The sequence below is a fragment of the Fictibacillus barbaricus genome, assembly GCF_014635025.1.
GTDB classification, from domain to species: Bacteria; Bacillota; Bacilli; order Bacillales; family Fictibacillaceae; genus Fictibacillus; species Fictibacillus barbaricus.
In genome coordinates, this window is sequence record NZ_BMCE01000009.1 from 1 (window position 1) to 13,814 (window position 13,814).

17 protein-coding genes and 2 pseudogenes are annotated in these 13,814 nt (G+C 36.6%); 9 read left to right on the top strand and 10 right to left on the bottom strand.

The genetic code is table 11. From position 1 onward, the window contains the following. Window positions 1-265 precede the first annotated feature (265 nt). From IEV52_RS21445 to IEV52_RS21470, 7 genes and pseudogenes are all read right to left on the bottom strand, one after another. On the bottom strand, window positions 266-718 hold the full coding sequence (locus IEV52_RS21445; RefSeq protein WP_188404600.1) for a hypothetical protein: 453 nt from the start codon (window positions 716-718) through the stop codon (window positions 266-268). 66 nt (window positions 719-784) lie between these two features. Beyond that, window positions 785-1,146 (bottom strand): annotated as a pseudogene (locus tag IEV52_RS21450) (YunG family protein). 202 nt (window positions 1,147-1,348) lie between these two features. Beyond that, window positions 1,349-1,684, bottom strand: coding sequence for a GNAT family N-acetyltransferase (locus IEV52_RS22450; protein ID WP_229754407.1), 336 nt, complete (start codon window positions 1,682-1,684; stop codon window positions 1,349-1,351). Between the two features lie 188 nt (window positions 1,685-1,872). Continuing rightward, window positions 1,873-2,388 carry a hypothetical protein gene (locus tag IEV52_RS21460; RefSeq protein WP_188404601.1) on the bottom strand — a complete coding sequence of 172 codons (516 nt, stop codon included), beginning with the start codon at window positions 2,386-2,388 and terminating at the stop codon, window positions 1,873-1,875. Window positions 2,389-2,548: 160 nt separating this feature from the next. Then, window positions 2,549-2,854 carry a GNAT family N-acetyltransferase gene (locus IEV52_RS22695; RefSeq protein ID WP_308464592.1) on the bottom strand — a complete coding sequence of 102 codons (306 nt, stop codon included), beginning with the start codon at window positions 2,852-2,854 and terminating at the stop codon, window positions 2,549-2,551. Further along, window positions 2,806-3,057: a GNAT family N-acetyltransferase gene (locus tag IEV52_RS22700; protein ID WP_308464590.1), complete on the bottom strand. Its 252-nt coding sequence runs from the start codon at window positions 3,055-3,057 to the stop codon at window positions 2,806-2,808. The genes IEV52_RS22695 and IEV52_RS22700 overlap by 49 nt, the downstream gene beginning before the upstream one ends. A 112-nt stretch (window positions 3,058-3,169) precedes the next feature. Next, on the bottom strand, window positions 3,170-3,346 hold the full coding sequence (locus IEV52_RS21470; RefSeq protein ID WP_188404602.1) for a hypothetical protein: 177 nt from the start codon (window positions 3,344-3,346) through the stop codon (window positions 3,170-3,172). 116 nt (window positions 3,347-3,462) lie between these two features. On the opposite strand from IEV52_RS21470, the gene IEV52_RS21475 reads away from it, so the two are divergent. From IEV52_RS21475 to IEV52_RS21495, 5 genes are all read left to right on the top strand, one after another. Further along, window positions 3,463-4,779 carry a spore germination protein gene (locus IEV52_RS21475; RefSeq protein WP_188404603.1) on the top strand — a complete coding sequence of 439 codons (1,317 nt, stop codon included), beginning with the start codon at window positions 3,463-3,465 and terminating at the stop codon, window positions 4,777-4,779. Beyond that, window positions 4,776-5,855 (top strand): GerAB/ArcD/ProY family transporter, encoded by a 1,080-nt coding sequence (locus tag IEV52_RS21480; protein WP_188404604.1) that lies wholly within the window; start codon window positions 4,776-4,778, stop codon window positions 5,853-5,855. The genes IEV52_RS21475 and IEV52_RS21480 overlap by 4 nt, the downstream gene beginning before the upstream one ends. Beyond that, window positions 5,845-6,897 carry a Ger(x)C family spore germination protein gene (locus tag IEV52_RS21485; protein WP_188404605.1) on the top strand — a complete coding sequence of 351 codons (1,053 nt, stop codon included), beginning with the start codon at window positions 5,845-5,847 and terminating at the stop codon, window positions 6,895-6,897. Before IEV52_RS21480 ends, IEV52_RS21485 begins: the two co-directional genes overlap by 11 nt. A 395-nt stretch (window positions 6,898-7,292) precedes the next feature. Further along, window positions 7,293-7,517, top strand: a complete 225-nt coding sequence (locus tag IEV52_RS21490) for a hypothetical protein (RefSeq protein WP_188404606.1) — start codon at window positions 7,293-7,295, stop codon at window positions 7,515-7,517. Window positions 7,518-7,771: 254 nt separating this feature from the next. Next, entirely contained in the window at window positions 7,772-7,993 is a 222-nt protein-coding gene (locus tag IEV52_RS21495) for a hypothetical protein (RefSeq protein WP_188404607.1), read from the top strand. Between the two features lie 459 nt (window positions 7,994-8,452). Here the strand turns inward: IEV52_RS21495 and IEV52_RS21500 are convergent, their stop codons facing one another. The 3 genes from IEV52_RS21500 to IEV52_RS21505 all read right to left on the bottom strand — a co-directional run bounded on the left by IEV52_RS21500 (window position 8,453) and on the right by IEV52_RS21505 (window position 10,540). After that, the gene (locus IEV52_RS21500; RefSeq protein ID WP_188404608.1) at window positions 8,453-9,691 is read right to left on the bottom strand and encodes a copper amine oxidase; all 1,239 of its coding nucleotides are present in this window, start codon (window positions 9,689-9,691) and stop codon (window positions 8,453-8,455) included. A 638-nt stretch (window positions 9,692-10,329) separates the two neighbouring features. Then, complete coding sequence (locus IEV52_RS22845; protein WP_373869447.1) at window positions 10,330-10,443, bottom strand: monooxygenase family protein; 114 nt, start codon at window positions 10,441-10,443, stop codon at window positions 10,330-10,332. Beyond that, complete coding sequence (locus tag IEV52_RS21505) at window positions 10,406-10,540, bottom strand: monooxygenase family protein (protein ID WP_308464591.1); 135 nt, start codon at window positions 10,538-10,540, stop codon at window positions 10,406-10,408. Before IEV52_RS21505 ends, IEV52_RS22845 begins: the two co-directional genes overlap by 38 nt. Window positions 10,541-10,723: 183 nt before the next feature. On the opposite strand from IEV52_RS21505, the gene IEV52_RS21510 reads away from it, so the two are divergent. From IEV52_RS21510 to IEV52_RS22865, 4 genes and pseudogenes are all read left to right on the top strand, one after another. Further along, window positions 10,724-11,224: a MerR family transcriptional regulator gene (locus tag IEV52_RS21510; RefSeq protein WP_188404609.1), complete on the top strand. Its 501-nt coding sequence runs from the start codon at window positions 10,724-10,726 to the stop codon at window positions 11,222-11,224. A 15-nt stretch (window positions 11,225-11,239) separates the two neighbouring features. Further along, window positions 11,240-11,701 carry an SRPBCC family protein gene (locus tag IEV52_RS21515; protein ID WP_188404610.1) on the top strand — a complete coding sequence of 154 codons (462 nt, stop codon included), beginning with the start codon at window positions 11,240-11,242 and terminating at the stop codon, window positions 11,699-11,701. Then, on the top strand, window positions 11,698-13,293 hold the full coding sequence (locus tag IEV52_RS21520) for an MFS transporter (protein ID WP_188404611.1): 1,596 nt from the start codon (window positions 11,698-11,700) through the stop codon (window positions 13,291-13,293). The genes IEV52_RS21515 and IEV52_RS21520 overlap by 4 nt, the downstream gene beginning before the upstream one ends. Window positions 13,294-13,354: 61 nt before the next feature. Beyond that, window positions 13,355-13,537, top strand: a pseudogene (locus IEV52_RS22865) (Tn3 family transposase); the annotation flags it as partial. Window positions 13,538-13,814 lie beyond the last annotated feature (277 nt).

Below are 13,814 nucleotides of genomic sequence, written 5' to 3' on the forward strand. Positions count from 1 at the left end.
ACAAGAGAATCTATTCAACAATATAATATACCTTATTTTACTGAAGTAATCCTTATTACTTTATTAGTTTACTGCTAACTTTGCATATATCAGTTAGAAACCTAAAAATTAATTAATCATTCTTTTTAGAAGAAAATATCTTAAATTATCCAAGGTTAATATTCCTCCTAATATAAGAGACTTGAACTTTTAATTCAAGAAAAAGTGTTCTTCTACTTCTTGAAGAAATGCACCCGATTGTTAAATAAGAGAAAAGATCACTAAGTCATTTAAGAAACACTTTCAAAGTTTCTTCAATATCTGTAGCTAAATCATTTTTTGATAAATTATATAATGTTCCCGAACCTTTAAAATACCCACCAATGTAATACCATAACTCAAGTGTATCTGCATATAAATCTTCATCACATTTTGGACCCTCAAAATCTATTGCTATCTGAGAGCGATATTCTTTTTCTAAACAACGTTTAGAAGATAAGTCTTCTTCTTCAGTTCCATCAATATCCCTGCACACCCAAATTTTTAGGTTCTGTTTTCCTTGACTTTCAAAAGCCTTTGCATATTTTCTTTGAAGAACTTTACTGAATTCATCTCCTACTTTTTCCAGCTCAATTATTCTTACTTTTAATTCGTCGTTAATCTCACTTTCTGGAACAGAAATGTATTTTTTATCATTTGTTTCTTGCTGCCTAAAGTACTTATGTATTTTGCTAAACAAATGTTTCACCCCTATCGAAAATAGAAGTTCTTCTTGAAGAAATGCACCCGATTGTTGAATAATGTATTAAAAAGATTTTTGTTTATATTTACTTAGCTCAACTAAAACACTATTTTTTAAGTAATTGTACTGATCCAGGTTCGTATCCAAAAGAGCTTCTTCCCTACTAGAAGGAATATCTTCGTAAAATCGACACTTTTACTGAATTGAGATTCTGTAAAGTCATAGCGTCTATTCTGAATGATATTGTAATAATGCCATCCTTCAAACGTAGATGTTTTATGTATTTCTCCACCTAAGATATCTTGTACAACTAATGATGTTACTCCACACTGTCCTTTTGCGGGATTATGTATGGTCCATTTTGAACTCAATTTTAACGACCAAGTTAGTTTAAAGGCATTTAATAATTGTGCTATCGCATTCATATTGGTATTCAGTGGTGTATCATTCAATTTTGTGATAGAGGTTTGCTCAGTATTATTCATCTCCATATAATCTTTTTGCAGGATACCACAGACGGCACAATCTTTGTATTGACGTTTTGCATTTCGAATCATATGTCTTATGATCCCTTCTCGTTCCATTCCAACTTTACTCATAATTCTTCCTGAAGCAGGATTATCAGTGTTATGTGCTGCCGATATTTTGTGTATATTCCATATACTTAAATCCAAATTCCACTACTGCTTTTAATGCCTCTGTTCCATAGCCTCTATTCCACCAATTGTATCCGAGAGAATAACTTACCTGACAATTATCAGTGGAGCTGTCAAAATCATATAAATCAATTTCTCCAATTAGTTCATCGCTATTCTTCAACTCAATACCCCAATAACAGAAATCCAGATCATTATATTTACTAAGGATCTTATCTATCCTATCGTAGGTTTCAGCAACGGACTTGTGTGCTGCATTGACTCGATTATCTGTTACGCGATCGTCTGAAAGCCAATGGTCAAACACATTTTGTGTATCTGTTATTTCAAGTTTTCTAAGGAGCAAGCGGTTTGTTTCTATTTTTAGGTGTTCCTAAATAATTGATCACATATTCACCTTCTTGAGTAAATTAGAACCATCTCTTAGCCAATAGTTCAATAAAAAAGAGCATTTCTCCTTCTTGAAGAAATGCACCCATTGGTTAAGAAAAAACTTTATTTCTCTACCTCGACTACAATATTTCCAAATAATTCATTACCGATATAAACATTTAATCGCCACAACCCAGCTTCTTTTGGAAAAATCATTCCCGAAGGCACATGCGCATCTGCCCCATTATTCCGACCACCAACACTCGGATAATGCCATACAAATTCATATGTTTTTTTACTATTTATAATTAAAACTTTTTGTCTTTCTCCTTTTTGATTCACAGCTTCAACTTTAAATTTTCCTTTTAATTCTTCTGGTTTCCCCCAAAGATGCCACATGAATTTACTGCCTTTTCCTGCGATAAAAGGTTGTTTATCAAGAAGTTCACCTTTTTTGCTCTGAAACGGACCAACAATAAAACCTAATCGCCCTTCTTCTCCAACCATAACATAATTATTCACTTTAAAAGTGGGACTAACTTGCCAATCCTTGCTTACAGAGGTCATATGAGTGGAACATCCTGTAAAAGTAAAAGAGAACACCAAGCAAACGATTAAAAATTGACTATATTTTTTCATTATTCACCTCCAATACTCGTTCTTCTTCTGTAATTTTATTGCTAATAGTCACACTTTCACTGAAACTTATTCAAGTATCCTGCCCGTTTGTTGAATAAGTTCAATAAAAAAGTGCATCTCTCCTTCTTCAAGAAATGCACCCGTTTGTTGAATAATAGAATTAGAATATTGTTCTTATGTCATCCCATCCATAAACAATTTCATTTAGCTGTTTCCCTAAGATTTCTATTTTTATTTTGTCAATTTCTTTTGCTCCAAGCGTCTTATAAAACTGTTTAGATCTATTCGCTTCTAAAACTAAAACAATCATTGAAAAAATATCCTGTTTAGTTAACTCTTTAATAATAGGTTCCAACAATAACTTGCCTATCCCATTCCTTTGGTATTCCTTTAATATATAGATCGCATATAATTCGCCTATATAAGTTGGATAGTTCCGGTCCGTTCTATTCCACCATTTGAGAATCCAACGATTTTACCCTCACCGTTTTCAGCAACGAAAAAACTTGATTTCAAGATTATCTCTCTCCATTTTTGCTCTCTGCTTTCATATGTCATCTGATTTAAATATGCATCCGGAACGATATCTTTATATGTCGTTTTCCAGCAATCAACCTGTACTATAGATATACCTTTAGCATCATTTGATACAGCTTTCCTTATTCTCATAGTTCACCCCATTTGCTAACCTGTACTTTAGTTCAATAAAAAAGAGCACATCTCCTTCTTAAAGAAAAGCACCCGATTATGGAATAACTCATTACTGGAACGCTGCACTATCCTACCCTTTTTCGACTGAATTACAAGAAGCAAATATCCCAGCTAACAAGGTAATCAAATCGATTATTAGAAAGCTAGATAATAACAGCATTATCATACCTGCGGCAGCAAATCCATCCCCCTCTGCTAAACCAACTGTAATGGAAATCAGGAAAGATAGAAACGGCTTTTGGACCATTACCCTAGCTTCCCATACCATCCTTCCTCTTTGGTTAGTTATTCATGATTTATCGTATAAAAACTCTCTTTATTGGAAATAATTTACTAGATTTCTGTTTGTTAAGGGGTAAATTAATGAAGAATATAGTAAAAGAAATTAAATCCAAGTTTTCTAATCACCACGATTTTTTCATCGAAGAAGAACTAGTAGATAAAACAGCAATCTATCTTATTGGATTTAATACGCTAATTGATTTACCTAAGTCGAAATTATATGTTCAACAAATAGCTGCTTCGTCTTCTTCAGTAAAAGCACTCTTCATAAACCTTAGTGACCAGATTGAAGTTGATACAGAACAATTACTAAAAGCCATATTAGAGGGCAAATTAGTCATCGTTTCAAAAGATAACGAAGAGAATGTCATAGTAGATCCTATCGCCCAAAATCTGAGTAGGAGCATTGAAGAGCCTAAAAATGAAAGTGCTATTCAAGCCTCAATGGATGCCTTTGGTGAGGATATTAATATTAATATTGGAATGATCAGAAAAAGATTGAACACTGAACGTCTTTGCCATTCTTCCTATCAAGTCGGAGACCTGGATAAAAGAAGGCTTTCCATGCTCTACATTAAAGGAAGAACCCCCAATATACTTATTGAAAAGGTCAACCAGCAGTTAATGCAAATTAATTCAGACATTGAAACCATTGATGATCTTAATAGACAATTTGGGAAACGTAGGTTGAGTCCTGTCAGCCATTTATCCACTACTGAACTACCGATTCAAGCCATTCATTCCTTAAAAAAGAACAGAATCGTTCTTTTTATGGATAACTACCCCTTCGCCCTAGTTTTTCCAAATCTAATTTGGGATATGTTTAGTATTGAAAATGATCGCAATTTCCCTTTTGTTCTGACATTTATGCTTCGAATTTTTAGAGTAATAGGCGCGATGGCCACAGTGGTACTTCCTGCCTTATATGTTGCCTTAGTGTCAGTTAACCCTGGGATATTTAGAGCTGATCTTGCTCTGTTTGTCGCAAAAAGTAGGGAGGGTATTCCTTTATCGGCATTTCTCGAAACCATTTTAATGGTCGTTATAGTTGATTTAATACTTGAAGCGATTGTGAGACTTCCTAAGAGCGTAGGCCCTTCTATTACAATGGTAGGAGGTATAATCCTGGGTCAGGCAATGGTAGAAGCCAAATTAGTCAGTAATTTGTTAGTAATAGTGATCACCGCGGTTGTAATTGCAAGTTCGGCAGTAGTCGGAATGCAGAATTCTTTGTACATTCGTCTTCTCAAATATCCTATTTTAGTTTTAGCATCACTTTTCGGTATTTTAGGTGTATGGACTGGTTTCATCTTTACGGTAATATATCTGGCAAGTTTAACATCCGATGATATTCCTTATCTAACGTTTAAGATTGAACAAGAAGGTGACACAAAGTGACGCAGCGGATACAAATCGTAATTGTTTTTATACTCATTCAATTAAGTATTGGCTATTTGGTCTATCCTAATCTCATTTATGCGTTAACGAAAACAGCTCATTGGGAAGTGGTTATGTTTCAAGGTTTTCTGCAATGGATTTTAATTTGGATTTACATAAAAGGTTTAAATTATTTTCCCGAAAATGACGTCATTGATATTTATTTAAAAATGGGGAGATGGGCTACGATTATTATTCTTACCCCATTTGTAATCAATCTGATTGCGTTAGTTGCGTTCAATATTCGGCTGCACACCGAAGTCATAATTTCGGTATTTTTGCCTAGGACCCCTTATTGGTCGATTTTGATATTGTTATATTTCATTTCGGTATATACAGCTATAAAAGGTTTAGGCACCATTTTCCGCTCCTCGATTTTTATTTTCTTGATCGTTATTCCTTTAGTGTTATTTAACATTTTCTCTTCTGTTATAAATTTTGATATACATAACGTTACTCCAGCTTGGAATTCACCTGCGAGGTTCTTATTCAACATTAAATTTTTCTATCTTTTGGGATTTTCATCGTTTTTATTTTTGGGATTTATGGCTTCCAAAACAAAATTGTCCTTCCGTCAACTTTTTATAGCATGCGCTAGTGTAACGCTATTTTTTCTATCTGTAGTGTATATCCCGCTATTTATATTTGGACAAGATACGGTAGTGACACTGACTAACCCTTTTTTGGAAGCAATGGATTCAGTAGAAATTAGCTGGTTTTCGTTCAACCGACAAACGATGTTCTTCGGTTTATCGTTGGTTGGTTTAGTAATAGTGGCTAATTCAGTTATGCTTTGGATGATCAGCCAAGTAATGCGAAAAATAGTTACAAGTCGGAGAGTGAAATCCTCATATTGGATTATTGCTTTTTCTGTTATCTCATTTGTTTTTGCGTTCTTTGTTCCAAACCAATCTTTGGTTGAAAAATTCTTTCTGTGGAGTACAGGTGCCCAAGCTTATTCTATGATTGTTATTCCATTTACCATTTTTATCTATGGTTTCTTATCGAAAAGAGGCGTGATACGGTATGAGAAATAATAACTTCTATAAATTTTTAATCGTATTCATGTCAACAATCTCGCTATGCGGGTGCTGGGATATTAAAGACATAAATAAGCGATCCATTCCTTTAGTCATGGGAATTTCCAAGGAAGATGATGAAGAGTATAGATTAACCTTGCAGATCCCCATACCGAAAAGTAACAACCAAATCTCGAGAATTGTAACTGAGAAAGGCGAATCCGTCGCAAGTGTACTCGGGAAAATTCGAACAAACTCTGAAAATGCCGTTGATTTCTCTCAAATACAATTAATAGTCATCCAAAAAAACTTGGCAAATAACCAACGAGAATTAAGGAGCCTTATAAAGTTCTTAATGGGTTCAGAAGAAATTCCGTCAAGAGCATTGGTAGCCATTACAGATGATAACGTCGATAAAGTGTTATCAAACATAAACGATAAATTAGGTGTCAATGCCTCAGCTATATATGATTATTTTAATAAAGGCGTTGGCTGGGCACCCGAACTCCTTAATACCCCTATTTGGGAAGTGTATCGAAGTCCGTTTTTATCTACAAAAGATATTGCCGTTCCGGCAGTCCGCGCTGGAAAAGATACAGTATTAGTTTTTGAGGGCTCCGAAATTTTACGGAAAGGAAAGTTAATTGATAGAATCAGCCCAGAGGAAAGTCAGTTTATTAATATGTTCCAAAACAAAAATGTAAAAGGAAAAATAGAGAACCTGGGTGTTGCCACTGTTATGATTACAAACAGTTCAGTACAAAATAAAACTTCCATGAAAAATAAAAAACCGCAGGTATTAAGTGACTTGAATTTAAAAATAAATATTTTGGAAAGAAAAGAAGGAACCACAAATAATAGGATTAGGAAAGAACTTGAAAGGGTTACTGAAAAGCGGTTTTACGATTTACTTAAGCAAACACAAAGTAGCCATACAGATATTTTTGGGTTTGGCCAACAATTTCATCATCTGATTTCCTACCATGAATTAAAAGACTGGAGGAATGATTATTATCCCAATCTGAGAGTGAATTTTGAGGTCCATGCTAATATGGAGTAATAATACAAAATTCGGATGCTCTCCAAAAAATTAGTTCCTATTTATAAAAATACTTCCTTGAACTTACCCCGTTATCTAGTAGCTTACTCTACTTTATTGGAAAAAAAAACTCACCTTTCAGTAAGATCAAAGAAACTAAAATTAATTCTAATTAATTATGAAATATATTCTAATACATTTTTGAAAAATTAAGTTCCTCTCCGAAGAGAAGGGCTTTTCATACTAATCAGTAAAGCGAAAGTCCCGATAATATTTAAAGTGTACTAGTCTCTTTGTATTAAGAGAATATAATAAAAGATAAAAAAATCCATAAATTTGTTTGATTTATTTATAATTGGGGTATTAATAATAGTTTTATATACTAATTAAACTGATGAAAGGGAGGAAAAAAGTCATTGAGCTCAAAACTTCACAGGAAAACTGAGTTAGGACTGTGGCTGGAGTTAAATGGATTAGAAAAAGATTGGTTACTTCAAAAAACGGGTTTGCCATTATCTATTATCATGAGGGTTTTGTACGATGAATCTTTCAAACCAAGTGGTTCAATAAAAAGAAAAGTATATAGCGTTGTTAAAAATAAGGATTCTACCGTTAAATTAAGTGACTTTTGGGTTGAATAAACTTGGAGCCCTTCTCCTCAGAGAAGGGCTCCAAGTTTATTCAGATCATTTTAGGTTTAGCGTAAACTATATTACTGATTCGAGCACAACAACCTTTAATCTCTCACTAAATGGAAACTTTTTTCCCCTTGGGGTTCTTTTTTAATATCATAATTTGTTATTTTTTACATTAATTTAAATAATCGACAAGAATCACCTTTGTAAAACGAAAACTATAAATAGATCTTCATTATGGTCTTATAGGAGGAAATTAGATGGTATCCGTACATAGAACAACAAAATTAGGGGATTGGCTTAAACAACATAGTCTTGATTTGGAATGGCTGTGTAATAAGACAAATTTACCTAAAGCTAGATTATTACCCCTACTGAACGATCCAGAATATAAACCCGATGGTACCATTATGAGGATAATACTTGGCAGACTAAAAGAAATAGATTCAAACACAAAGTTAAGTGATTTCTGGGATGTTTAATGAATAAAAAATAGAACTATGATCCTGGGATCTTGGTTCTTTTCGTTGCCCTTAAAATGGTGCTTCCCCTTCTTGAAGAAATGCACCCGTTTGTGAAATAACTCGAAACAATTGTCCTATTCACTAGTTTATAATTCTTTATTTTTTATGTACTTTAACAAATACTGAACCCAAATATTTTTCATTAACAATATGCATTTAACTTCCACATACCTGGTATTAGTAAAGCTATACGTGACTGCGTGACTGCATCTGCACCATAGTATGGGAGTTCCACTTAATATAGTCTCAATTCAATGTGTGGGTTCCGAGGTATTTTCATACACTGCTTTAACCTTTAAACTTTTATTAGTAACATCTGCACCCCAATGCGCCACATATATTTATTTTCTTTATTAGGCTAAAATCGATCAACTACAGAATTATCGTAAATAAAACCAATCTTATCTTTCTCCCTAATCATCGTGTAACTTCCAGACTCAAATGATGAACTTTCTTTCCAAATGTCTTTATTACAAGCAGTTGATCTACACCGAACATGTGTGCATACGCTTCAGAGATGTTCTTGTAAGCTGCTGCATAGTCTTTTCCAGTGTAGCTGTTGAACGCTGCAAGCAGTTGATCAACGTGTACTTTTAAACCTTCCTCTAAGTCAGCTGCTTTTAGACGTCCTTCTGTTGCTGTATCTAGGAATGCTGCTTGTTCTGCTCGGTACTCATCTAGTTCCTTAATGGCCTTCTGTTTGCCTTCTTCGTCCTTTTCAGCTGTTGCTGTTACATAATCTACGAAATAGCCAATGTGGCTGCTCCAGATTTCTTTAAATTGAGCTGCACCTTCTGCACCATATACAGATTTTACTGCTGCAGTGATATCATCTGTGTTTTCGTTCAGTTCAGCTGCTGCTGCTTCAAAGTCTTTCGCACCATCAATACCTTTTTGCATCGTTAAAGCTGCTAGTGCTGCATGCGTAGAGAATACGTTGTTCAAGTCAGCTCGAAGGTCAGCTGCAGGGGTATCTACTGATTTATTTTCAAACTTCTCTGGGAACTGATCTGTGATTGCCCAAGATAAACCTTTTCCTGTCATGAACATGTGGTGCATAGCTTCTGTAATGTTGTCGTACGCTTTGTCATAGTCACCAGTTCGGTAGCTTTCAAACGCCCAAATCAGTTGATCCACGTGAACTTTTAATCCTTCTTCAAGGTCTTTTGCTTTTAAACGGCCTTCAGTAGCTTTATCAAGGAAATCAGCTTGTGTCACACGGTATTCATCTAACTCAACAAGTGCTTGCTTTCTTCCTTCTTCGTTATTTTTAGCCGTCGCGGTTACGTAATCTACGAAATAGCCGATATGGCTGCTCCAGATTTCTTTAAATTGAGCACCAGCTTCTTCACCATAAACAGATGCTACAGCTTTAGATAGTGCTTCTGTGTTTTGGTTAAGTTGACCGGCAGCTGCCTCAAAATCTTCTTTTCCGTCAATTCCTTTTTGCATCACTACTACTGCTAGGAACGCATGCTCTGATAAAAGAGTGTCCAACGATGCACGAAGATCGATTGCAGGGTTCGTTACCTCAGCTGACATATAACCTTTTCTGTGACTTTCGTGGCCATGCGCATCTACTACATTAAAAGTAGGGATTAATAAAGATACACTTAACGGGACCGCAATTAATGCTTTTTTTATTTTCTTATTCATGTTTAACTCTCTCCTTATTTAATCTATTTTTTGATAGTTTCATAAAGCTAACGAAGAGAGTTTTGATTTGGATCACAATAATAAAAAAGTTTTTAAAATTTATTTTTTTGCCGACTACTTGCTAATAACTTTATTTCATAAACAAATGTTAGTTCTTTATTCTTTTCTTTATTTCTACTATCTTGCTCAATATAATGAAGGGTACATTCTTATTACAGAAATGCACCCGATTGTTGATAAGACTGCGGCTCCTAAATTATTTGCAAACCCATACATATATAAATTTTTTCTTTTCTCCTCGTTGATACATAACATTGTTTTCTGGGACATCAACGATTTCTAAAAGATTACCTCCTCCAACTTACATGTTTTTCTTGAAGCCATGTTCTCTAGATTACATGTAATAATCAGTTTTTCCATACTGTGAGCATGTGCTACTTTCTTTATTAGGTACCATCAGCATTTTAGAAAAATCGTACGCTAAGGACTCAATATGATTAAAAAAGCCGATTTCCCGTACAGTAAGGAAAAGGAAACCGACTTTTTTAGGAGCCTTTCAATTAAGTGGTCGAAGATTGTTAAAACTAGTTACTTGTTTCAAATTAAACTTGTATTCACCTAAAAAGTTTATCATGGCTTCAGTTTAGAAGTGAGATGTGAGTCAAGAAATACTCATGATAAATACCAACGGTTCCATCGTTTCCTATTTTATTATTAAATTCTTTCCAGGCAACCAAATGTGTTTTTACCATGTGCGTAGGCTTCGAGCTGTTCAAAACTTCTCCAATATTGAATCAGGGTTATCCTTTTCCAACTAAAATGAAACTCCGCAAAATTCCCAAATATCAAAGGAATTTGTTATATAAAGACTTTTTCTCACTATATCCTCAATATTCTATGTTTAATGAGTCGATTAGTAATTATCCAGACTTTCACTCTTTAAAATAAATTTTATATATTAACTTGACCCTTACGTCACGTAATGGTTTATATTAAAGCCACCGGTAATTAATATTCGCGCGAAATGAGGGGATGATCATTGCAGGTAAGAAATATTGGAAAGTTGGGGAACTTGCCAAATTAACAGGGTTAACCGTTCGAACATTGCGGTATTATGATCAAATTGGCTTGTATTCTCCATCTGGATATTCTAACTCAGGATACAGGTTGTATAACGAATCTGACCTTTCACGCCTTCAACAAATACTCGCATTAAAGGAACTAGGTTTATCACTCGATGAAGTTAAATCGATTCTAGCTGATGACAATTACAATCCATTCAAAATTGTATCGCTTCAAATCGATCGACTTAGAGAACATATCAGAATTCAACAGAAGCTTTTAAAAGAATTACAAAATGTAACGAGTCTGATGGAAATGGAAGAGCCGTTGGCGGTTGAGGATTTCACAAAATTATTAAGCATGATGAAAAAGAGCCATGAAAAGTTTTTTACTGAACGACGATCAAGTATGGAGCACCACTTCGACAAGCTAGGCGACTTTCTCGACAAGCATTCAAATGATCCAACCTAAAGGGAGGAATAAATGATGAACAAACGCTTTGCAACACACGACACTTTTGTTATTGAAAAGACCTATAATACTCCACCTGAACGAGTGTTCGCCGCCTGGGCAGATCCCGCAGCCAAGGCAAAGTGGTTTCCGAAGGCTGACGAATTCGACTTTCGAGTTGGCGGGCGTGAGTACAATCAAGGTGGTCCCAAAGGAGGACCAGTCTTTACCTTTGATGCTTGCTACCAGGAGATTGTTCCGGATCAGCGTATCGTCTATTCCTATACGATGGATCTTGATGAAATACGTATATCGGTATCCGTGACCACGGTGGAGTTCAAGCATACAGAAGCTGGCACTCAGCTCATCTACACCGAACAAGGAGTCTTCCTCGATGGCCATGATACGGCAGCTCAGCGTGAACACGGCACGAAGATTATGCTAGACAAACTGGGCGAGTATCTACAGAAAGAGTCAACAGTGGAGAAAAATCGATGACGAATGATATGACCGGGTCTAACCAGCAGGCGGGCATTCGGGAGTGGATCGGGCTAGCGGTATTGGTTCTGGCATCCTTGCTTGTTGCAATTGATCTCTTCGTTCTGGTTTTGGCCCTACCATATTTGAGTGCAGATCTGGGTGCCAGTAGTGTTGAACAGTTGTGGATTATGGACATATACGTGTTCATGGTAGCAGGGTTTTTGATTACGATGGGAACTCTGGGAGATCGTATCGGTCGTCGTAAACTACTTTTGATTGGTGCCGCTACATTCGGAATTAGTTCACTGGTTGCTGCATTCTCCACAAGTCCTGAAATGTTGATAGGAGCCCGTGCTTTGCTAGGGGTTGCGGGAGCTACTCTAGCCCCCTCCACCCTGGCATTGATCAGTAACATGTTTGTCAATCCCAGCCAACGTGGTGTAGCCATCAGTATTTGGATGGTCGGTGCCATGGTTGGAGCTGCCATCGGTCCATTAGTTGGTGGAGTAATGCTGGAAAATTTCTGGTGGGGATCAGTATTCTTACTGGGTGTACCGGCGATGGTGCTGTTACTTCTACTTGGACCATTACTATTACCAGAGTATCGTGACACTAATGCCGGCCGTATCGACCTGGCAAGTGTTTTCCTGTCTCTTGCTGCTATCCTTCCAATCATATATGGAATTAAAGAACTGTCAAAGGACGGCTGGCAAACGTTGAGTATCGTAGCGATTATATTCGGCTTAATTGTTAGTGTGATATTCCTACGTCGACAGCGAGCACTGAATGATCCATTGTTGGACCTGCGCCTGTTTTCCAGCCGTTCGATAAGTACTGCTTTAGGAGGCCAGTTGTTCGTTCCCATGCTGATGGGTGTGATTATGTTGCTGGTCACTCAATATCTCCAGCTGGTTGAGGGACTGACACCATTGAGAACAGCCATCTGGATGCTGCCCACAGTAGCAGCACAAATTATTAGTTTCATGATGTCCCCACTCCTAGCACGTCGAATACGACCTGCATACTTAATTGGGGCAGGATTAGCGTTCTCGGTGACAGGTCTCTTTTTACTTACCCAGGTTAATGAAGCCTCAGGGTTTGCAATATTAGTGACAGGTTATGCTCTTACCAACTTCGGGGGTGGACCAATAATGACACTGTCTACTAATATGATAATTGGAGCAGTTCCACCTGAGAAAGCGGGATTAGCAGGTGGGATGTCTCAGACAAGCGCCGAATTTGGCTTCGCACTGGGACTTGCTGTACTGGGAAGCGTCGGAACAGCTGTGTACCGTAACCAGATTGCTGACAACATTCCAGTTGATACTCCACCTAAGGCGGCCGAGGCTGCTCGTGACACCCTGGTAGGCGCTACGGAAGCAGCCCAAAAACTCTCTGATCCACTGGGTACGGAACTTCTCGCCGTCGCTAGGGAAGCTTTCACCAGTGGGATGAATACAGTCGCGACAGTAAGTGCAATCATGTTGATTGGTGTAGCAATTTTCACTGTGTCACTACTGCGGCATATTCCACCCAGTGAAGCAACTCAGTCGGAACAGGACGATAGCATTTCAGCAACCGTACCCAGAACCGAACATCAACCAAGCTAGTTTCGGCTTTCTATGCATAAAGATGTTTCGCCAACTTCCCCATTAGTGGGTCTGCCTTAGATCCCTTCAACTGCTTCAGAACTGTTTGGTGTATATCAACACGTTGAAAATCCAAAAGACGATGAAGGAACATGGATGGCTTGAGAAGATGACACAAGAGGATTTATGCGCACTTTCTCCTTTAATTTATAACCATATTACTCCTTATGGTAGATTTGACGTTGATCTTGATCAGCATTTGCCTTGTAAAAAGCCCATCAATGATGGGCTTAATTCCATTTATTGGACAGATGGCCCAAAATCAATGGATGCTACCTTTACCCATTTAAGTCCTTATTTCAATAAAAAATAGCATTTCTCCTTCTTAAAGAAATGCACCCGATTGTTGAATAACTAAAATTACTTTTTTCATTCCTTTTCTACAAAGCTATAAAGAATCTCGCTAACAATCTTTTAATAACAAATTTTCCCGAAGTCTACCCTTCTCTGGTTTATTCCCCAGTTATTAAATTTTTTATATT

Bases quoted from the DNA above. Each gene is read 5' to 3' on its own strand.
- IEV52_RS21460 (WP_188404601.1), bottom strand. From the start codon at position 2,388: ATGAAAAAATATAGTCAATTTTTAATCGTTTGCTTGGTGTTCTCTTTT.
- IEV52_RS22700 (WP_308464590.1), bottom strand. From the start codon at position 3,057: ATGAGAATAAGGAAAGCTGTATCAAATGATGCTAAAGGTATATCTATA.
- IEV52_RS21470 (WP_188404602.1), bottom strand. From the start codon at position 3,346: ATGGTCCAAAAGCCGTTTCTATCTTTCCTGATTTCCATTACAGTTGGT.
- IEV52_RS21475 (WP_188404603.1), top strand. From the start codon at position 3,463: ATGAAGAATATAGTAAAAGAAATTAAATCCAAGTTTTCTAATCACCAC.
- IEV52_RS21485 (WP_188404605.1), top strand. From the start codon at position 5,845: ATGAGAAATAATAACTTCTATAAATTTTTAATCGTATTCATGTCAACA.
- IEV52_RS21495 (WP_188404607.1), top strand. From the start codon at position 7,772: ATGGTATCCGTACATAGAACAACAAAATTAGGGGATTGGCTTAAACAA.
- IEV52_RS21500 (WP_188404608.1), bottom strand. From the start codon at position 9,691: ATGAATAAGAAAATAAAAAAAGCATTAATTGCGGTCCCGTTAAGTGTA.
- IEV52_RS22845 (WP_373869447.1), bottom strand. From the start codon at position 10,443: ATGGTAAAAACACATTTGGTTGCCTGGAAAGAATTTAATAATAAAATA.
- IEV52_RS21510 (WP_188404609.1), top strand. From the start codon at position 10,724: ATGATCATTGCAGGTAAGAAATATTGGAAAGTTGGGGAACTTGCCAAA.
- IEV52_RS21515 (WP_188404610.1), top strand. From the start codon at position 11,240: ATGAACAAACGCTTTGCAACACACGACACTTTTGTTATTGAAAAGACC.
- IEV52_RS21520 (WP_188404611.1), top strand. From the start codon at position 11,698: ATGACGAATGATATGACCGGGTCTAACCAGCAGGCGGGCATTCGGGAG.